This is a genomic window from Aureimonas sp. AU12 (assembly GCF_001463705.1).
In the GTDB taxonomy this organism is placed as follows: domain Bacteria; phylum Pseudomonadota; class Alphaproteobacteria; order Rhizobiales; family Rhizobiaceae; genus Aureimonas.
Genome location: NZ_BBWH01000002.1, coordinates 35565 through 54522, shown reverse-complemented (window position 1 = coordinate 54522; position 18958 = coordinate 35565). Strand labels below are relative to the sequence as shown.

16 protein-coding genes and 1 tRNA gene are annotated in these 18958 nt (G+C 66.1%); 12 read left to right on the top strand and 5 right to left on the bottom strand.

Annotated features, from left to right (window positions below):
- Positions 1-159: 159 nt before the first annotated feature.
- From lon to AUL33_RS01210, 3 genes are all read left to right on the top strand, one after another.
- Positions 160-2583, top strand: coding sequence for an endopeptidase La (lon, locus tag AUL33_RS01220; RefSeq protein WP_062202837.1), 2424 nt, complete (start codon positions 160-162; stop codon positions 2581-2583).
- Between the two features lie 164 nt (positions 2584-2747).
- Positions 2748-3029, top strand: a complete 282-nt coding sequence (locus AUL33_RS01215; protein WP_062202835.1) for an HU family DNA-binding protein — start codon at positions 2748-2750, stop codon at positions 3027-3029.
- A 405-nt stretch (positions 3030-3434) separates the two neighbouring features.
- Positions 3435-4574, top strand: a complete 1140-nt coding sequence (locus AUL33_RS01210) for a DUF2336 domain-containing protein (RefSeq protein WP_062202834.1) — start codon at positions 3435-3437, stop codon at positions 4572-4574.
- On the opposite strand, the gene AUL33_RS01205 is transcribed toward AUL33_RS01210, so the two are convergent.
- From AUL33_RS01205 to AUL33_RS01195, 3 genes are all read right to left on the bottom strand, one after another.
- Positions 4575-5348 carry an NAD kinase gene (locus AUL33_RS01205; RefSeq protein ID WP_062202925.1) on the bottom strand — a complete coding sequence of 258 codons (774 nt, stop codon included), beginning with the start codon at positions 5346-5348 and terminating at the stop codon, positions 4575-4577.
- A 270-nt stretch (positions 5349-5618) separates the two neighbouring features.
- Positions 5619-5693, bottom strand: a tRNA-Val gene (locus AUL33_RS01200).
- Between the two features lie 111 nt (positions 5694-5804).
- Complete coding sequence (locus AUL33_RS01195; protein ID WP_062202832.1) at positions 5805-6587, bottom strand: HAD-IA family hydrolase; 783 nt, start codon at positions 6585-6587, stop codon at positions 5805-5807.
- 243 nt (positions 6588-6830) lie between these two features.
- On the opposite strand from AUL33_RS01195, the gene rpiA reads away from it, so the two are divergent.
- The 6 genes from rpiA to AUL33_RS01165 all read left to right on the top strand — a co-directional run bounded on the left by rpiA (position 6831) and on the right by AUL33_RS01165 (position 12487).
- On the top strand, positions 6831-7526 hold the full coding sequence (rpiA, locus tag AUL33_RS01190) for a ribose-5-phosphate isomerase RpiA (protein ID WP_062202830.1): 696 nt from the start codon (positions 6831-6833) through the stop codon (positions 7524-7526).
- 91 nt (positions 7527-7617) lie between these two features.
- On the top strand, positions 7618-8154 hold the full coding sequence (locus AUL33_RS01185) for a DUF2059 domain-containing protein (protein WP_062202828.1): 537 nt from the start codon (positions 7618-7620) through the stop codon (positions 8152-8154).
- A gap of 75 nt (positions 8155-8229) precedes the next feature.
- Positions 8230-9630: a glutathione-disulfide reductase gene (gene gor / locus AUL33_RS01180; RefSeq protein WP_062202826.1), complete on the top strand. Its 1401-nt coding sequence runs from the start codon at positions 8230-8232 to the stop codon at positions 9628-9630.
- Positions 9623-10285 (top strand): gamma-glutamylcyclotransferase family protein, encoded by a 663-nt coding sequence (locus tag AUL33_RS01175; RefSeq protein WP_062202825.1) that lies wholly within the window; start codon positions 9623-9625, stop codon positions 10283-10285. The genes gor and AUL33_RS01175 overlap by 8 nt, the downstream gene beginning before the upstream one ends.
- A 160-nt stretch (positions 10286-10445) precedes the next feature.
- Positions 10446-11825 (top strand): class II 3-deoxy-7-phosphoheptulonate synthase, encoded by a 1380-nt coding sequence (locus tag AUL33_RS01170; protein ID WP_062202923.1) that lies wholly within the window; start codon positions 10446-10448, stop codon positions 11823-11825.
- 59 nt (positions 11826-11884) lie between these two features.
- Complete coding sequence (locus AUL33_RS01165; RefSeq protein ID WP_244491839.1) at positions 11885-12487, top strand: hemerythrin domain-containing protein; 603 nt, start codon at positions 11885-11887, stop codon at positions 12485-12487.
- On the opposite strand, the gene AUL33_RS01160 is transcribed toward AUL33_RS01165, so the two are convergent.
- Positions 12441-13112, bottom strand: a complete 672-nt coding sequence (locus AUL33_RS01160) for a DedA family protein (RefSeq protein ID WP_062202816.1) — start codon at positions 13110-13112, stop codon at positions 12441-12443. The two genes, AUL33_RS01165 and AUL33_RS01160, sit on opposite strands and share 47 nt — an antisense overlap.
- A 424-nt stretch (positions 13113-13536) precedes the next feature.
- Between AUL33_RS01160 and AUL33_RS01155 the strand changes: the two genes are divergently transcribed.
- Genes AUL33_RS01155 through gltX form a run of 3 tightly spaced genes read left to right on the top strand, consistent with a single transcriptional unit; the run spans position 13537 to position 16532 of the window.
- Positions 13537-13851 carry a hypothetical protein gene (locus AUL33_RS01155; protein WP_062202814.1) on the top strand — a complete coding sequence of 105 codons (315 nt, stop codon included), beginning with the start codon at positions 13537-13539 and terminating at the stop codon, positions 13849-13851.
- Entirely contained in the window at positions 13848-15098 is a 1251-nt protein-coding gene (locus AUL33_RS01150) for an MFS transporter (RefSeq protein ID WP_244491835.1), read from the top strand. Before AUL33_RS01155 ends, AUL33_RS01150 begins: the two co-directional genes overlap by 4 nt.
- Before the next feature lie 60 nt (positions 15099-15158).
- A complete protein-coding gene (gene gltX, locus AUL33_RS01145) occupies positions 15159-16532 on the top strand; it encodes a glutamate--tRNA ligase (RefSeq protein WP_062202919.1) in 1374 nt (457 codons plus the stop codon).
- Between the two features lie 24 nt (positions 16533-16556).
- Here gltX and AUL33_RS01140 read toward each other — a convergent pair whose 3' ends face one another.
- Positions 16557-18872 carry an NADP-dependent malic enzyme gene (locus AUL33_RS01140; protein ID WP_062202812.1) on the bottom strand — a complete coding sequence of 772 codons (2316 nt, stop codon included), beginning with the start codon at positions 18870-18872 and terminating at the stop codon, positions 16557-16559.
- Between the last annotated feature and the right edge of the window lie 86 nt (positions 18873-18958).

Below are 18958 nucleotides of genomic sequence, written 5' to 3'. Positions count from 1 at the left end.
GACCGGACTGTTCATCGCAGGCGCCACTCCCTTGGCTACCGCGGCTTGAACCGACCAGCCCGAGGATCCACATTGCAGGTGCGAAAAGGTCTTCGCGTCGATGCCTTCGGGGTTGGCGCGACAGGGCCTCTGGCGGCCAAGGCCGCAGAAAGGACTTCCATGTCGAACCCGACATCCGCAGGCGGTTCCGAGACTTCCGCCGCTCCCTATCCGGTGTTGCCGCTGCGCGACATCGTTGTGTTCCCGCACATGATCGTGCCGCTTTTCGTCGGCCGCGAGAAGTCGATCAAGGCGCTCGAAGAGGTCATGGGCGCCGACAAGCAGATTCTGCTGGCGACGCAGAAGAACGCCGGCGACGAGGATCCCGCACCCGACGCGATCTACGACCTCGGGACGCTCGCCAACGTCCTGCAGCTTCTCAAGCTTCCCGACGGAACCGTGAAGGTTCTCGTCGAGGGCGTGTCACGCGCCCGGATCTCGGCTTTCACCGAGCGCACCGAATGGCACGAAGCCTCGGCCGTCGTCGTTCCCGATGCGGAAGACGACCCCGTCGAGGTCGAGGCGCTGGCGCGTTCGGTGATCTCGGAGTTTGAGAACTACGTTAAGCTCAACAAGAAGATCTCGCCGGAAGTCGTGGGCGCCGCAGGGCAGATCGACGACTATTCGAAGCTGGCCGACACCGTCGCCTCGCATCTCGCGATCAAGATCGTCGAGAAGCAGGAGATGCTGGGCATCGTCAGCGTCCGCGAGCGTCTCGAGCGTGCGCTGGGCTTCATGGAGGCCGAGATCTCGGTGCTCCAGGTGGAGAAGCGCATTCGCTCGCGCGTCAAGCGGCAGATGGAGAAGACGCAGCGCGAGTACTATCTCAACGAACAGATGAAGGCGATCCAGAAGGAACTCGGCGACGGCGAGGAAGGCCGCGACGAAATCGCCGAGATCGAGGAACGCATCGGCAAGACGAAGCTGTCGAAGGAGGCCAAGGAAAAGGCCGCCGGCGAGCTGAAGAAGCTGAAGCAGATGAGCCCGATGTCGGCCGAGGCCACCGTCGTGCGCAACTACCTCGACTGGCTGCTCGGCCTGCCCTGGGGCAAGCCGTCGAAGATCAAGATCGACCTGAAGAAGGCTGAAGCGATCCTCGACGAGGAGCATTACGGCCTCGATAAGGTGAAGGAGCGGATCATCGAGTATCTCGCCGTCCAGAGCCGCCAGTCGAAGCTGAAGGGTCCGATCCTCTGCCTCGTCGGTCCTCCCGGCGTCGGCAAGACCTCGCTCGCCAAGTCGATCGCGCGTGCCACCGGACGTGAGTACGTTCGTATGGCGCTCGGCGGTGTGCGCGACGAGGCGGAGATCCGCGGGCATCGCCGCACCTACATCGGCTCTATGCCGGGCAAGGTGATCCAGTCGTTGAAGAAGGCGAAGCGGTCCAACCCGCTCTTCCTGCTCGACGAGATCGACAAGATGGGCCAGGACTTCCGCGGCGATCCCTCGTCGGCCCTGCTCGAGGTTCTCGATCCCGAGCAGAACGCAACGTTCATGGATCACTATCTTGAGGTCGAGTACGATCTCTCGGCGACCATGTTCGTGACCACCGCGAACACGCTGAACATCCCAGGGCCGCTCATGGACCGGATGGAGATCATACGGATCGCGGGCTACACCGAGGACGAGAAGATCGAGATCGCGAAGCGGCATCTGCTGCCGAAGACGATCCGCGATCACGCCCTTCGTCCCGAGGAGTTCTCGGTCTCCGAAGATGCGCTGCGCGAGATCGCGCGTCGCTACACCCGCGAGGCGGGCGTGCGGTCCTACGAACGCGAGTTGATGAAGCTCGGGCGCAAGGCCGTCACGCAGATCCTCAAGGGCGAAGTGACGTCCGTGGCGGTGACCGCCGCCAATCTGGCCGACTATCTCGGTGTAACGAAGTATCGTTACGGTGAGGCCGAGGCCGAGGATCAGGTCGGCGTGGTGACGGGTCTGGCTTGGACCGAGGTCGGCGGCGAGTTGCTCACGATCGAAGGCGTGATGATGCCCGGCAAGGGCAAGATGACGGTGACGGGCAACCTCAAGGACGTGATGAAGGAGTCGATCTCCGCCGCCGCGTCCTACGTGCGGAGCCGCGCTATCGAGTACGGCATCAAGCCGCCGCTGTTCGACAAGCGCGACATCCACGTTCACGTCCCCGAAGGCGCGACGCCGAAGGATGGTCCGTCTGCGGGTGTCGCGATGGCCACGGCGATCATCTCGGTGATGACGGGCATACCCGTGCGGCGTGATATCGCCATGACCGGCGAGATCACGTTGCGGGGAAGGGTGCTGCCGATCGGCGGTCTGAAGGAGAAGTTGCTGGCCGCTCTGCGCGGTGGGATGACGAAGGTTCTGATTCCTGAGGAGAACGCCAAGGATCTGGTGGACATCCCGGACAACGTGAAGAACGCTCTGGAGATCGTGCCGGTCTCGCGGATGGGCGAGGTGCTCCAGCATGCATTCGTGCGCATGCCGGAAGCGATCGAGTGGACCGAATCGGACGAGGTCGTTCCGATTCGCGACTCGGGCGACGATCAGGCTTCGGCCGTCGCACACTGATCCCGACCTCGAAAAATCTGGGAATGCCGCCCTTCGGGGCGGCATTTTTGGTTTGGAAGGCTTGTTTTCTCGGCTTTTCGCGCATCTCATCCTTGAACGTCGGCGGTCTTTTGATCATCGTGACGCCCCGGGTCGCAAGACGCCCTCAGGTTTGGAGAGAACGCATGAACAAGAACGAGCTGGTCTCGGCGGTCGCCGAAAAGTCGAGCCTGTCGAAGCAGGACGCCACCAGCGCCGTCGATGCGGTGTTCGAGGCGCTGCAGGACGCGATGGCGAAGGGCGACGACGTTCGCCTCGTCGGCTTCGGCACCTTCTCGGTTTCGCACCGCGCCGCCTCGAAGGGCCGTAACCCGTCCACTGGTGCGGAAGTTGATATTCCGGCCCGCAACGTGCCGAAGTTCGCGCCCGGCAAGGGCCTCAAGGACGCCGTGAACACAAAGGGCTGAGACGGCCCGACAGAACTTGGCGGTCGGGTCCTCGGGGCCCGACCGCCCTTGATGACGGATAGAAGGTCGAAGCTGATGCCACGTCAGCCTTGGCACCTCCGAGGTCCAGCGCGGAGTTCAACCCGTCGTCGTCGATGCCTACGAGTTGGGCGGCAGCCTGAGCGCTGCGGCGCCGTGCATGAGCGATGATCAACTCTGGAACGATAGGAGATGGATCCCGCTCGCTCGATGGTCGCCGCTCCGGACCAACAATCGGCATGGGCTCGCCATCGCCTTGAAGACCTTCTGACAGACGACACTCGCGGTCTATGATGAAGGGATCGTTCGAAGACGTGGTGAACGCTTCCTAAAGGATTGCATGGCAGGAATGGAGACGGCAGATCGTTGCCGGTTCCGGGGCCGCCCATGCTTGCTCAACACTTCGTCAAATGGTGCGAGACGGCCAATACGGCCGAGCGCTGCTCGGGCGTCGCTTTGCTGGCGGATGCCGTCGTGGGCCGCAAGTTTCTTCCTACCGAGATCCGCCAGGCCGAGGCCGCACTGATCTTCGCTCTCGACGATCCGTCGCCCCGCGTTCGCCGGACGATCGCCGACTACGTAGAAGCGTCCGACCTCGTGTCTCGCCAACTCGTTCGAACCCTGGCAAACGATGTCGACGAGGTGGCTGTCGGTGTCGCCGAGAAGTCGCCGCTCCTGTCGCCGGACGATCTCGTTGCGCTCGTGCGCCAAGGGAGCACGGCGCTCCGCGTGGCGATCGCCCGTCGCCCAAACCTCGACGAACGAACGGCACAGGCTCTCGTCGCCACCAGCGACGCCGAGGTCTGTCTCGAGCTCGCAGGGAACGCGGACGGGGATCTCCCGTCAGAGACGCTTCGAACGCTCGCCGCTGAGTTCGCGGACCACCCCCGCATCCGCAACGCTCTCCTGCAGCGGGACGACCTGCCGGCGGCCATGCGCCATGCGCTGCTGCTCCGGCTCGGCGATGCCCTGTGCGGATCGGACTTTGTCCGCAATGCCACCGGCGCGGTGCGTCTCGCGCATCTGCGCGAGGATGTCGCGGAGCAGGCGACAGCGTCGCTGATCGATCTTCTGACGCCGGAGGATCTCGCGCCCTTCGTCGAGCATCTGCGCGCCAGCGGCCAGCTGAACACCGCGGTCCTCGTCAGAGCCGTGTGCAGCGGACGCATCGATCTCTTCGCGTCCTCGCTGGCGCGCCTGTCGGCCGTGCCCGCAATGCGCGTTCGGGCCATCGTGGCCGAGGCACGCGAACCCGCCTTTGCGGCCCTGACCTCGGCGGCCGGGCTACCGCTCGCCGTCGTGCCACTTTTGCTCAGTGCCGTGCGTGTCTGGCGGGACATGGCATGGAGCGACGACCTCGACCGTGCCGACGTCGCGGCCACCGTGATGGAGCGAGTGGTGCTCAGCTATCGCCGTGCGGACAACGGACCGCAGTTCGAGGAACTCGGCGTGCTCCTGCATCGTCTCGCCAGCGAGACGCAGCGGATGACGACACGCCACCGCACCGCGCACTATCTCGCGGCCTGATCAGTAGCGGAACTGCTCGGCCAGAATCCGCTCGTCCCAGGAATGTTCGGGGTCGAAGAGGACGAGACTGCGCAGGTCCTTCGATTCGCAGATTCGGATATGGCGGACCGACTTCACCTCGCGGTGATCGGCGACTGCGTTCACCGGTCGCTTGTCGGCCTCCAACACTTCGATATCCACCGTCTGGCGGTTCGACAGGAGGGCACCGCGCCAGCGCCGCGGACGGAACGCGCTGACGGGGGTCAAGGCCAGGAGCGGCGCGTCGATCGGAATGATCGGTCCTTGAGCGGACAGGTTGTAGGCCGTCGAGCCCGTCGGAGTCGCGACGAGAACGCCGTCGCAGACCAGCTCTTCGAGACGCACCTTCCCGTCGATCGAGATTTTGAGGCGTGCGGCCTGATAGGACTGGCGGAACAGCGCGACCTCGTTGATCGCGAGCGCCGAGTGGCTGAGCCCGTCCTCGTCCACCGCCGTCATCGTGAGGGGCCGGATCTCGTTCTCGACGGCGCGGTTCACGCGCTCGATCAGGTCGCCCTCGCGGTAATCGTTCATCAGGAACCCGATCGTTCCCTTGTTCATCCCGTAGATCGGCTTGCCCGTGTCCATGAAGCGGTGAAGCACCTGCAGCATGAAGCCGTCACCACCGAGCGCGACCACAACGTCGGCGGTCTCAGCATCGCTCGTCGGGTAGAGTGACTGCAGCCGGTGAAACGCTTCCTGCGCCTCGAAGGTCTCGCTGGCGAGGAAGGCGATCGAGCGCATCGGTCGTGGCATCGTCATCCATGGGCTTGGGCATGTCGAATGCCATGTGCTGATTGGTCGAGCCTTGCAGCGACCGTACCTGACGCGCCCACTGAGGCAAGTCAACGCATGGGATCGGTCGCCCCGTCGGTGCAGGATGTTGGGAGCGCTGGCGTCACGTATCGCCTGATGACGTGCATGTTGGATCGGACGGATATGATCGCGTACTGGCCAGACCCTCTCAAGGGCTGACCCGTGATTCATCTTCAGAGATGGTATGCGACGTCTTGGATTATCAGAAAATGGTGGGCGCGACAGGGATCGAACCTGTGACCCCCTCGGTGTGAACGAGGTGCTCTCCCGCTGAGCTACGCGCCCGCTGGCCGTCTGGAATGATCAGCGGCGGATGACGGTGCTATAGGGCCGAATCCCTCTCGGCGTCAATCGCGTGGCCGTGCTTGCCTTCGAAAAATGCATGGCAGCCGGCGTTCAGATCGCACGAAATTCGTGGCGATCGTCGAAAAGACGGGAGAGAAGGTCGACGTCGAGGTCGTCGTAGCGCTCGATCGCGGCGTCGGCGATCTGGCGGACGGACGGTCCCGTGTCGTAGCCGAAGGTGACGAGAACCGCTGGAATGCCGACCCGGCGTGCGGCGTCCATGTCGGTTGCGCTGTCGCCGATCATGACGGTCGAGCGCAGGTCGCTGCCCGCTCGGGCGATCGTGCCGAGCAGGTGGACCGGATCAGGCTTGCGACCGGAGAACGTGTCGGCGCCGCAGATGGCGGCGAACCGATCGGACAGTTGCAACGCGTCGAGCAGGCGGACGGCCAGCGCCTCCGTCTTGTTCGTGCAGACGGCGAGCCGGGCGCCCGATCGGGCCAGACGGTCGAGAGCTTCGAGGGCGCCGGGATAGAGCTGCGAATGGACGGCGATGTTGGCTCGGTAATAGCCGAGGAAACGCTCCGTCTGATCGGCCAACTCGACAGCCGAAAGTTCGCGGCCCGCTCGTGCATAAGCGGCCCGGAGCATGGCCTGCGCGCCGCGGCCCGCGTCGACACGCACCGCGTTGAGCGTGCTGACGGGAAGGTCCGCCGTATCACAGCAGTGGTTGAGGCTGGCTGCGAGATCAGGGGCCGTGTCGACCAGCGTGCCGTCGAGGTCGAAGACCACGAGAGGCGAGCGGGACGCGAACGTCTCGATCTCCGGCAGAGCGCGGTTCGCCCTGACGGTTGCGGACGAGGCGACATTGCGAAGGGGGCGGACAGCGCTCATGGCTTCGGACTTTGTCTGGGGCAGGGAAGAGGTCAAGGCAAAGGCGTGCGAACCCGCTCGCGCGAAGGCCGTGCCCTTCGCTTCTGTCCGGCCGTGGCGCATTCGAGTCACAGTCTGCGGGGTCAATCGCCAAGAAATCCTTATCGACGAGACGGGCCGGCGATGTGGAGCGTCTCGATAGGCGGTTGCGTTCATCTGCCGATGCGGTAGACGCGTCGGGAGGTCACCGAAGGGGGAACGGCTATGGACGCTCAGGCTTTGAAGCAGCGGGTGGCCAAGGAGGCCGTCGGACGGGTCGAGAGCGGCATGCGCCTCGGCATCGGATCCGGCTCGACCGCCGAGGCGTTCGTGCGGGTGCTGGGCGAGCGCATCACCGGGGGGCTCCGCATCGTGGGCGTGCCGACCTCGGAGCGCACGGCCGCGCTCTGCCGCGATTGCGGCGTGCCGCTGGCGACGCTCGAGGATCTGCCGGAACTGGACCTGACGATCGACGGCACCGACGAGGTCGATCCCGCCTTCCGATTGATCAAGGGCGGCGGCGGTGCACTGCTGCGCGAGAAGATCGTCGCGGCTGCCTCGGCCCGCATGCTGGTGATCGCCGATGCTTCGAAGAAGGTGGCGACGCTCGGAGCCTTCCCGTTGCCGATCGAGGTCAACGGCTTCGGCATCGTGTCGACCTTGCTGGCGGTCGAGCGGGCCGCCGCACTTGTCGGCCTGTCCGGCGAGCTGCGGCTGCGCAAGACCGGGGACGACCCTTTCATCACCGACGGCGGGCACCTTATCATCGACGCATCATTTGGCCGCATTCCCGATCCAGAAGCGCTGTCGGCAGCCCTGCATGCGATTCCGGGCGTGGTCGAGCACGGCCTGTTCCTCGGTCTGGCGAGCACCGTGATCCTGGCCGGCACGGACGGCATCGAAGTGCTGGACGCCGGATGACAGACGCCGGAGGGGCTTGCGGGCCGGGGCGGAGTTTGGCACGGGAAGCACCGACCTCCCGTCGATCGAAATGGATGGAGAAAGACCCTTGATGGCTCTCAGCGAAATGCTGCGTCGTGCAATGTTGGCTACCGTGGCCGTCGCCGGCCTGTCGGCCGCGCCTGCCCTGGCCCAGGACGCCAGCCCGTCGCATCTGGCGGCGGCGCGTGAGGCCGTCGATTCGATCGATACGACCGAGCAGTTCGACCAGATCCTTCTCAACGCCGCGACGCAGATCAAGGCCGAGCTGATCGTCAACAACCCGGATCTCCAGAGCCAGATCTCCGACATGGTCGACGAGAGCGCGATCGCGCTCGCGCCGCGCCGCGGTGCGCTCGAGAACGAGATCGCCCGCATCTACGCCAAGCTCTTTACCGAGCAGGAGCTTCGCGAGATTGCCGAGTTCTACAAGTCCGAGGCCGGTCGCAAGCTGATCCAGCAGGGACCGACCGCGTCGCGCGAGATGATGGCCGCGGCCGACGTCTGGTCGAACGGCATCGTGCGCGATCTGCGCGCCTCCGCGATCAACGCCATGGCCAAGATGGCGCCGAACGCCGCAGCCGCCGCGGCACCGACCACGACCCAGTGACGCGTTTCGTTTTCGCGCTATAAGATGGAAAAGGGCGGCCTACGGGTCGCCCTTTCGCTTGATGGAGATGCGACCTTGGCCACGCGTGCGTTCGACTACGATCTCTTCGTCATCGGCGGCGGCTCCGGCGGCGTGCGGGCGGCGCGGCGCACCGCAGCGCTCGGGCGCAGGGTCGGCATCGCCGAAGAGTATCGCTACGGGGGCACCTGCGTCATTCGGGGTTGCGTGCCGAAGAAGCTCCTCGTCTACGCGTCGCAATTCTCCGAGACCTTCGAGGATGCCGCCGGCTACGGTTGGACGGTCGGCGAACGCTCGTTCGACTGGGCCAAGTTGATTGCTGCGAAGGATCGCGAGATCGATCGGCTCGAAGGCGTCTATCGCCGCAACCTCGACCGGTCGGGAGCCGAGATCTTCGAGTCGCGGGCCGTGATCGAGGGGCCGCACGCGGTCCGACTGCTGAAGACCGACACGGTGGTGACGGCCGAGCGCATCCTGATTGCCGCCGGCGGGCGGGCCAATCCCTTTGCGGACCTGCCGGGGGCCGAGCTCTGCATCACGTCGAACGAGGCGTTCCATCTGGAGCAGCTACCCGGTGAAATCGTCATTCTCGGCGGGGGCTATATCGCGGTCGAGTTCGCGAACATCTTCGCCGGCCTCGGCTCGCGGGTCACGCTCGTCTATCGCGGCACGGAGATCCTCGGCGGCTTCGACGACGACCTGCGGCAGACCCTGCACACCTCGATGGAAAAGCGCGGCATCCGCATTCTCTGCAACGATACGCTGACCGGCGTCGAGCGGACGCCTGACGGGCGGCTCACCGCGAAGCTCAAAAGCGGTGGGTCGCTGGACGCCGATCAGGTGATGCTGGCGGTCGGCCGCCTGCCCAACACGCTGAACCTCGGATGCGAGGCGGCGGGCGTCGAACTCGACGAGAAGGGCGCGGTGCGGATCGACGACCATTCGAAGACCACCGCGGACGGCATCTGGGCCATCGGCGACATCACCAACCGGCTGCAGCTGACCCCCGTCGCGATCCACGAAGCGATGTGCTTCGTCGACACTGTGTTCCTTGACCGCCCGACGAAGCCGGACATCGAGACGGTGCCGACCGCGGTCTTTTCGCATCCCGAGATCGGCACGGTCGGTCTCACCGAGACCGAGGCGGCCAAGCGCTTCGAGGAGTTGGAGGTTTACCGGACGAGCTTCAAGCCGATGCGCCATACGCTGACCGGGCGCGACGAGACGATGCTGATGAAGCTCGTGGTCGATGCGGCAACGCGCGTCGTCGTCGGCGCCCATGTGCTGGGGCCGGATGCCGGCGAGCTGGCGCAGGTCCTCGGCATCTGCGTCAAGGCCCGTCTGACGAAAGACGACTTCGACCGCACCATGGCGGTGCATCCGACCGCTGCCGAAGAACTCGTCACGATGTATGAGCCGACCTATCGCGTGCGCGGCGGGAAGACCATCGATGACTGAGGCTTGCCCGGCCCCAGCCCCGGCTGCGATCCACGAGGACGATCCCGATCTCGCGCGGCTGGCCGCCGAAGGACGGGTCGTCGCCTATTTCGGCTACGGCTCGCTCGTCAATCGGCTGACGCTGCGCACGCGGTTCCTCGGCATCCGCCGTGCGTCCGTCACGGGCTGGCGGCGGGCCTGGATGCGGCGCGCCAGCCCGAACATGGCGCTGCTGTCGGTGCGTCCGGACGAGGGGTTCGAGACGCAGGGCGTGGTCGTCTACGACCATGCGGACCACCTGCCGTCGGTGGACGAGCGCGAAGCTGCCTACGTGCGCCGCGTGGTGATGCCGGGTCATGCCATCGTGGAGAACGCGCCGGTGCCGGACGTGCCGATCTTCATCTACGAAGCGTCGCCCGAGGAGCCCGACGCAGCTGAACTCGGCGCCACGATCATGCAGTCCTATCTCGACGCAGTGCTGCAGGGGTTCCTCTCACTGTACGGCGAGGCGGGCGTTCGCCGCTTCGTCGAGGAGACCGAAGGCTTCGAGACGGCGATCCTGCGCGATCGCGAGGCGCCGCTCTATCCGCGGTCGGTAATCCTGCGGGGCGGAGACGCCGAGCTGTTCGACGCGCTCGTGGCGGCCCGCGGCGGTTGGTTTTGCGATCCGGCCTGATCGGGCGGACGCCGCGCCCTCACGGGTGACAAACCGGCCGCGTCGTGCCATCAAGCGCCGACCGAGCGCCCGTCCCATATGAGGGAACGCCGCGAAGCCGTCCCGGATCATGAAAACCCGCGAGGAGACGGCCGGCAGACGTTCGGTGAAGGAGATTGTCATGGCGAAGGATTGGAACCCGTCGAGCTGGCGTGCGAAGGCGATCGAGCAGGTGCCGGCTTATCCCGACGCGAATGCGCTTGCCGATACCGAGAAGCGTCTGGCGACCTTTCCGCCCCTCGTTTTTGCAGGTGAGGCACGCAAGCTGAAGCGCGCGCTGGCGGAAGTGGCCGAGGGCCGCTCCTTCCTGCTGCAGGGCGGCGATTGCGCCGAGAGCTTCGCCGAGCACGGCGCCGACAACATCCGCGATTTCTTCCGCGCCTTCCTGCAGATGGCCGTGGTGCTGACCTTCGGCGCCTCCTCGCCGGTGGTGAAGGTCGGTCGCATCGCCGGCCAGTTCGCCAAGCCGCGCTCCTCGGCCTTCGAGACGAAGGGCGACGTGACGCTGCCGTCCTATCGCGGCGACATCGTCAACGGCATCGAGTTCGATGAGGCCGCGCGCATTCCGAACCCGGAACGCCAGGAGATGGCGTACCGCCAGTCGGCGGCGACGCTGAACCTCCTGCGCGCCTTTGCACAGGGCGGCTACGCCAATCTCGACAACGTCCACCAGTGGATGCTTGGTTTCGTGTCGGGTTCGCCGCAGGCGGAGCGATACGGCCAGCTGGCCGATCGCATCTCCGAGACGATGAACTTCATGCGCGCCATCGGCATCACTTCCGAGACACATCCGGCGCTGCGCGAGACCGATTTCTTCACCAGCCACGAGGCTCTGCTTCTCGGCTACGAGGAGGCGATGACGCGCGTCGATTCGACGAGCGGCGAATGGTACGCGACGTCCGGGCACATGATCTGGATCGGCGACCGCACGCGCCAGCTCGAAAACGCGCATGTCGAGTACTGCCGTGGCATCAAGAACCCGCTCGGCCTCAAGTGCGGCCCGACGCTGAAGGCCGACGATCTTATCCGCCTCATCGACGTGCTCAACCCGCAGAACGAGGCGGGCCGCCTGACGCTCATCACCCGCTTCGGCCACGACAAGGTGGCCGAGCACCTGCCGCGTCTGATCCGTGCGGTGGAGCGGGAAGGGCGCAAGGTCGTCTGGTCCTGCGATCCGATGCACGGCAACACGATCACGGTGAACGACTACAAGACGCGCCCGTTCGACCGAATCCTCGGCGAGGTCGAGGGATTCTTCGATGTGCATCGCGCGGAAGGGACACATGCCGGCGGCATCCATATCGAGATGACCGGCAAGGACGTGACGGAATGCACAGGCGGCGCACGGCCGGTCCTCGCCGAGGACCTGTCGGATCGCTACCACACGCATTGCGACCCGCGCCTCAACGCCAATCAGGCGCTGGAGCTCTCGTTCCTCGTGGCCGAGCGCATCAAGAAGGAGCATGAGACGCTGCAGCCGCGACAGGTCGCGAGCTTCTGATCTCTCCGATGTTTCGTTGGTGATGCGGGCCGGACCTTTCAGAAGGTCCGGCCTTTTTCGTGGGGCTGGCCGTGAAACCGACATTCGATCTCGACACCCGCCACGGATTGCCGGCGGACCTGCGCGAGCTTCTGCTGCGCTATCCCCGCGATGTATGGACCGGGCACCGCAATCTCGGACCGACGGCGCGCTTCTGGCTCCAGCGCCACGATATGTTCCGTGAACTCGGTGGTGCTCTGGACGAGGCCCTAGGCCAGCAGCGCGAGCAGGTTATCGACCTCGGCCAGTTCCGTGTCTGGTTCGTGCCGCGCTTGAATTTCTTCCTGACGCAGCTCGACGAGCATCACCGGATCGAGGACACCCACTACTTTCCGGTGTTCCAGCTGGCCGACGCACGGCTCGCGCATGGCTTCGATCTGCTCGAAGGCGATCACGAGGTGATCCATCGGGATCTCCAGGCCGTTGCCGAGACGGCCGGTCGCTTCCTGCAGGAAACGAACCTCGCCGGCGGCAAGCCGGGCGACACGGCGCGGCGCGCCTCCGAAGCCTATTCCGATGCCAGCGAGAGGCTGTTGCGAAGGCTGGTGAGGCATCAGGAGGACGAGGAAGACCTCATCATTCCGATGATCCTTGATCGGAGCGAGCCGGGGCTCGGGATCTGACGGGCTGGAGTTCGGCGTCCTTCTCGTCGCGGTTGTCACGACGGGAGAAGAGGCGGTCGCGGATCACCGAGCCGCCCTGCTGCCAGGCGAAGAACACCACAAGCGCCACGGCGATGACGCCGAGGCCGATCATGACATTGTGCTCCATCATTTCCAGCCGCTGGAACACGGACGAGATGGAGTAGCCGAAGACGAAACCAATCGTGGTGAAGATGCTCGCCCAGATGCCCGCGCCGATGAAGTTCAGCACCAGAAAGCGGGGAACGCTGATCGACGACAGGCCGAGCGCGACGAGGCCGGGCATGCGCAGGCCGTAGACGTATCGGTTGACGATGACGAAATAGGCCTGGAACCGATCGACGAGGCGAAGAGCCTTCGCGAATTTCGGTTTCTTCGTCCAGCGGACCACCCATCGGTTGTCCGAGAAGTAGCGGGCGAAAAGGAAGACCGCGAGGTCGCCGCAGAAGGAGCCGACGAAGGCCAAGCCCGTCATCAGCCAGATCGGATAGGCGCCCCGATACGACAGGAAGCCACCGATGATCGCGAACACCTCGCCTTCGAAGAAGGTGCCGATGAACACGATGCCGAGACCGAACCGGTCGATCAGTGCAAGGATTTCGTTCACGCGCGCTCCGAAGGGATCCGTCGGTTGGTCCTTTCCCTTGCGCCCCTATGTCGGGCTGACGGCCGAGATTGCAAACCGAATGACGCTTCATCCGTCGAAAATTGCGTGATCGACGCTGCCGTGTTGCCCTGAGGTCGCGGGTGCATCACGCATCGCGCCCGGGATGCAGGGAAGGCCGACAGGAGCGCACGCAATGCCGCCTTCAACGGCCACGGCGTCATGGAGCATGGCGGGCATGATTCGCACGCGCCAGGCGTCGTGTCGGCCATGATGGCTCGCGACGCCTGGCGACGGATCACGGCGAGCTGTCAACGGAACCCGCCTCTGCCACGAACCGACGGCGGTTTCATGCGGCAACCACCGAGCATCGCACCCCGCTTGCGAAGGGGGTCGCGAACCCGTTCGGGAAAGGGTAGCTGACGCCATGATCGAAATCCCCGCCATCTCCGACATCGCCTCCGCCGCCGTGCTCGTCGGCGCGCTGTTCGTCGTCCGCTACCTCGTCGCCATGCGCCGCATCTGGATGACCGTCGGCCGCCCCCGGGGCTTCGTCATCGCCGACTACTGGCGGGCGACGCAGGTTCTGGCCTTCGGTCCCGAATTCGAGCCCGACCGCCGCCATGCCGCTCGCCAGCTCTATGTCGGCCTGGCCTTCCTGGCGCTCGGGCTCGTTCTCTTCGCCTGGCTGCTGACGCTCGAAGTGCTCGGGCCGTTCTTCGTCAAGGGCAATCTGGCGTGACCTTCGATCCGATTGTCGGCGCGCGATCAGGGGGTTGGGCGTTCTTCCTCGCCAAAAACCTGCGCTGGCTCGGCGCCGGCTTTCTCCTGTGCTTCTTCTCGTCCTTCGGCCAGACGTTCTTCATTTCGCTGTCGGGCGGTGCGATCCGCGGCGAACTCGGCCTGTCGAACGGTACGTTCGGCCTTCTCTACATGCTGGCGACGCTGGCCAGCGCCGCGACGCTGCCGATCGTCGGGCGCGTGCTCGACCGTTTCGCGACGCGCATGGTCGCGGCCGGCACCATCCTCTGCCTTGCGCTCGCGACGGCGCTTCTGGCCCATGCCACGGCCGTCTGGATGCTGGTCCTCGCCTTCTACCTCCTGCGCCTGTTCGGCCAGGGAATGATGTTGCAAACCGCGTTCACGGCGACCGGCCGCTGGTTCTCGGCGCAGCGCGGTCGCGCGGTCTCCGTCGTCTCTCTCGGAAATCAGGCGGGCGAGGCGGTCCTGCCGCTGCTCTTCGTCCTCGGCGTGGGGCTCGTCGGCTGGCGTACCAGCTGGCTCGTGGCGACGGCGCTGCTCGTCGTGCTGGCGCTGCCGGTCATCGCGGCGCTGACGGGCCGCGAGCGTGATCCTCTGTCCGAGCCGCCGAACCCGCGGCACGCCGCCCTGCGCCACTGGACGCTCCACGAAGTGCTGCGCGATCCCGTCTTCTACCCCGTCTGCCTCGCGACACTGGCGGCGCCCTTCATCGTCTCCGCGGTGCTCTTCCATCAATCCTATCTCGGCGAATTGCGCGGCTGGCCGCCGGCGCTCTTCGCCACCGGCTTCACGGTGATGTCGGCCGTCACCGTCGCCTCGACGCTTCTCGGCGGCTGGATCGTCGACCGCTTCACGGCGCGTCGCATCCTGCCGCTCTTCCTCGTTCCGCTGATGATGGGCTGCCTGGTGCTCGCCTGGTTCGAGAGCGAGGCGGCGCTGTTTGGCTTCATGGTGCTGGTCGGCCTGTCGAACGGCCTGTCGTCGACGCTTCTCGGCGCGCTCTGGCCGGAGCTCTACGGCACGCGGCATCTCGGCGCGATCCGATCGCTGGTGTTTCCGGTCTTCGTGCTGGCGAGCGCGGTCGGGCCGGGCATGACGGGGCTGCTCCTGGATCGCGGCGTGTCGTATCCCGCCCAACTCGTCGCCATGGCCGCCTACTGCGCCGCTGCCGTGGCGGTCATGGCGCTGATCGCGCCGGCCATGACCCGCCGTGCGCGCGGCTCCTGAACGGTCGACGACCGGCGCCGCGATTGCGCCGGCCCTTCGCCATGGTCTATCGCGGTGGCCATGACCATCACCGTTCGCTTCGCGCCGTCCCCGACGGGCTACCTTCACATCGGCAATCTGCGGCCGGCGCTCTTCAACTGGCTGTTCGCGACGAGCCGGGGCGGGCGCTTCGTCCTGCGCTACGACGACACCGACCGCGAGCGTTCGAAGCCTGAATACGCGACGGCGATCCTCGAGGATCTCCGCTGGATCGGGATCGAGCCCGCCGAAGTCGTGGCGCAGTCCGATCGCATTGCGCTCTACGACGCGGCTTCCCTGCGGCTGCGCGACGCCGGCCTGCTCTACGCCTGTTTCGAAACCGCCGACGAGCTGGAGCGAGCCCGTGCGCGCCGCAAGATGCGCGGCCTGCCGCCGATCTACGGCCGCGAGGCGCTGCGACTGACGCCCGACGATCTTGCCCGCCTCGAGGCCGAGGGGCGCCGCCCGCACTGGCGCTTCCGCCTGCCGAACTTCGCGGACGATCCGTTTGCCCCGGAGCGTACGGAGATCCATTGGGACGACGTGGTGCGCGGTCGCCAGACCGTGGATCTCGCCTCGCTCTCCGATCCCGTTCTGGTGCGCGAGGACGGCAGCTACCTTTACACGCTGCCCTCCGTCGTCGATGACGGCGAGATGGCGATCAGCCACGTGCTGCGCGGCGACGACCACATCACCAACACAGGCGTTCAGATCGCGATTTTTCAGGCGCTCGGCTATGCGCCGCCGGCCTTCGGCCACTTCAACCTGTTGACCACGATCGACGGCGAGGGCCTGTCGAAACGCAGCGGTGCGCTGTCGTTGCGGATGCTGCGGGAGGACGGCTACGAACCGATGGCGCTCGCCTCGCTGGCGGTGCTGACCGGGTTGGCGGGCGCGATCGAGGCGATGCCGGACCTCGCAGCACTTGGCGAGCGCGTCGATTTCGCCACCGTCTCGGCGTCCAGCTCGAAGTTCGATCCGGCCGAACTCGCTCGCCTGAATGCGGAACTCGTCCACGCCATGCCCTATGCGGCGGCGGCCGAGCGCCTGTCGGCGATGGGCGTGCCCGAGGAGCCGGGCGAGGCGTTCTGGTTGGCGGTGCGCAAGAACTGCGTTCGCGTGAGGGACGCCGCGGACTGGGTGCCCATCGTCTTCGGCGATCTTTCCGAGCGTCCGTCCTTCGATTCCGAGGACCGCGCGTTCCTGGAGACCGCTTTCGATCTCCTGCCACCCGGGCCGTATGACCGCGCGACGTGGAAGGCGTGGACGGACGGCGTGAAGATGGCGACAGGCCGCAAGGGCAAGGCGCTGTTCATGCCCCTGCGCCTCGCGCTGACCGGTCTCGACCATGGGCCGGAACTCGCCGACCTCCTGGCCCTGATCGGCCGAGACCGGGCGCTCGCCCGCCGGCCCTGATCGCTTGTCGGCGAGCGGGGCCGGTCAGCCCCGCTTTTCGGCGCCCTGAACCGCCTCGGCCACGGCGATCGCGGCCATGTTGACGACGCCGCGCGAGGTCGCGGACGGCGTGAGGATATGCGCGGGGATGGCGGAGCCGAGGAGGATCGGCCCGACATGCAGCGCGTCCGTCGTCACCTTCACGACGTTCATCGTGATGTTGGCGGCATCGAGCGTGGGGAAGATCAGGAGATTGGCGTCTCCGGTCAGCGTCGAGTCCGGCATCACGCGCTGGCGCAGTTCCTTCGACAGCGCCGCATCGCCGTGCATCTCGCCGTCGATCTCCAACCCCGGCGTCTGGGCTCGGACCAGCGTCAGCGCCTCGCGCAGCTTGCGCGCGTCCGGCGTGTCGCCGGTGCCGAAGTTCGAATGCGAGAGGAGCGCAGCGCGCGGCTTGATGCCGAAACGCTCGATCTCGACCGATGCGAGATGCGCGATCTCGGCGATGCTCTCGGCACTCGGCGATTCCTGCACGTAGCTGTCGGCGAAGAACAGCGTTCCGTATTGCGAGATGAGGAGGCTCATCGCCGAGAGTTTCTTCACGCCCGGCGCCATGCCGATGATCTGGCGGATGTCGCGGATATGGCGCGAGAAGCGCCCGCCGAGGCCGCAGATCAGAACGTCCGCATCGCCGCGTGAGACCGATACGGCTCCGATCACGGTCGTGTTGGTGCGCACGAGAGCGCGAGCCGTGTCGGGGTTCACGCCGCGCCGGCCGACCTTCGAGAAGTAGTGGTCGACATAGTCACGGTAGCGCGGATCGTCCTCGGGGTTCACCACCTCGAAATCGATGCCGGGCCGGATGCGCAGGCCGAAGCGCTCGAGGCGCGTCTGCAGCACGCTCGGGCGACCGACGAGGATGGGAACGCAGATCTTCTCTTCGAGCATGACCTGCGCAGCGCGCAGCACGCGCTCGTCCTCACCGTCCGAGAAGATGACACGCTTGCCGGAGTTGCGGGCGATGGCGAAGATCGGCTTCATCACGAGGCCGGAGCGGAACACGAAGCGGTTCAGCCGGTCGAGATAGGCGTCCCAGTCGGCGATCGGACGGGCCGCGACGCCCGAAGCTTCTGCCGCGCGGGCGACGGCCGGGGCGATCTTGAGGATCAGCCGCGGGTCGAAGGGCGAGGGGATGAGGTATTCGGGGCCGAAGACCGGCGTCTCGGTGCCGTAAGCCTTCGCCGCGACTTCCGAGACCTCCTCGCGCGCCAGCGCCGCGATGGCGTCGACGGCGGCGATCTTCATCTCCTCGTTGATCGAAGTGGAGCCGCAGTCGAGCGCGCCGCGGAAGATGTAGGGGAAGCAGAGGACGTTGTTGACCTGGTTCGGGAAGTCCGAGCGGCCGGTGCAGATCATCGCGTCGGCACGTACCGCGCGGGCGAGCTCCGGCATGATCTCCGGCGTCGGATTGGCCAGCGCCATGATCAGCGGGCGCGGCGCCATCTTTTCCAGAAGTTCGGGCTTCAGGATACCGCCGGCCGACAGGCCGAGGAAGATGTCGGCGCCGTCGATCACCTCGGCGAGAGTGCGCGCCTCCGTCTTCTTGGCATAGACCGCCATCCAGCGGTCCATCCGCTTTTCGCGGCCCTCGTAGACGACGCCCTCGATGTCGGTACAGGTGATGTTCTCGACCTTCGCGCCGAGCGACACCAGGAGGTTGAGGCAGGCAAGCGCCGCGGCGCCCGCGCCGGACGTGACGATCTTCACGTCCTCGATCGCCTTGCCAGCGAGCAGCAGCGCGTTGCGCACCGCTGCCGCGACGATGATCGCCGTCCCGTGCTGGTCGTCGTGGAAGACGGGAATCGCCATCTTCGCCCGCAGCCGCTCCTCGACCTCGAAGCACTCGGGCGCCTTGATGTCCTCGAGGTTGATGCCGCCGAAGGTCGGCTCCAGCGCCGAGACGACGTCGACGATTCGGTCGATCTCCTGCGCGTCGATCTCGATGTCGAAGACGTCGATGTCGGCGAACTTCTTGAAGAGCACGGCCTTGCCCTCCATCACCGGCTTCGAGGCGAGCGGGCCGATATTGCCGAGGCCGAGTACCGCCGTGCCGTTCGAGATCACGGCGACGAGGTTGGCGCGGCTCGTGTAGTCGGCGGCGAGCGAGGGATCGCCGGCGATGGCGAGGCACGGCGCGGCGACGCCCGGCGAATAGGCGAGGGCGAGGTCGCGCTGGTTGCCGAGCGGCTTCGTCGCCTGGATCGCCAGCTTACCGGGCTTGGGATGGCGGTGGTAGAAGAGCGCCTGCGCATCGAGATCGGCCGCGGCCTGACGTGTCTTGGTCTCTTCGGCGCCCGGCATGGTCTCTCCATCTGGTTCGTCGTGGCTCGCGGGTACGCGGGCGTCGGCCCGCGGCTCGCGCCCGCATTCATCCCTCGGTCTCTAGG

Bases quoted from the DNA above. Each gene is read 5' to 3' on its own strand.
- lon (WP_062202837.1), top strand. From the start codon at position 160: ATGTCGAACCCGACATCCGCAGGCGGTTCCGAGACTTCCGCCGCTCCC.
- AUL33_RS01215 (WP_062202835.1), top strand. From the start codon at position 2,748: ATGAACAAGAACGAGCTGGTCTCGGCGGTCGCCGAAAAGTCGAGCCTG.
- AUL33_RS01210 (WP_062202834.1), top strand. From the start codon at position 3,435: ATGCTTGCTCAACACTTCGTCAAATGGTGCGAGACGGCCAATACGGCC.
- AUL33_RS01205 (WP_062202925.1), bottom strand. From the start codon at position 5,348: ATGCCACGACCGATGCGCTCGATCGCCTTCCTCGCCAGCGAGACCTTC.
- AUL33_RS01195 (WP_062202832.1), bottom strand. From the start codon at position 6,587: ATGAGCGCTGTCCGCCCCCTTCGCAATGTCGCCTCGTCCGCAACCGTC.
- rpiA (WP_062202830.1), top strand. From the start codon at position 6,831: ATGGACGCTCAGGCTTTGAAGCAGCGGGTGGCCAAGGAGGCCGTCGGA.
- AUL33_RS01185 (WP_062202828.1), top strand. From the start codon at position 7,618: ATGGCTCTCAGCGAAATGCTGCGTCGTGCAATGTTGGCTACCGTGGCC.
- AUL33_RS01175 (WP_062202825.1), top strand. From the start codon at position 9,623: ATGACTGAGGCTTGCCCGGCCCCAGCCCCGGCTGCGATCCACGAGGAC.
- AUL33_RS01170 (WP_062202923.1), top strand. From the start codon at position 10,446: ATGGCGAAGGATTGGAACCCGTCGAGCTGGCGTGCGAAGGCGATCGAG.
- AUL33_RS01155 (WP_062202814.1), top strand. From the start codon at position 13,537: ATGATCGAAATCCCCGCCATCTCCGACATCGCCTCCGCCGCCGTGCTC.
- gltX (WP_062202919.1), top strand. From the start codon at position 15,159: ATGACCATCACCGTTCGCTTCGCGCCGTCCCCGACGGGCTACCTTCAC.
- AUL33_RS01140 (WP_062202812.1), bottom strand. From the start codon at position 18,872: ATGCCGGGCGCCGAAGAGACCAAGACACGTCAGGCCGCGGCCGATCTC.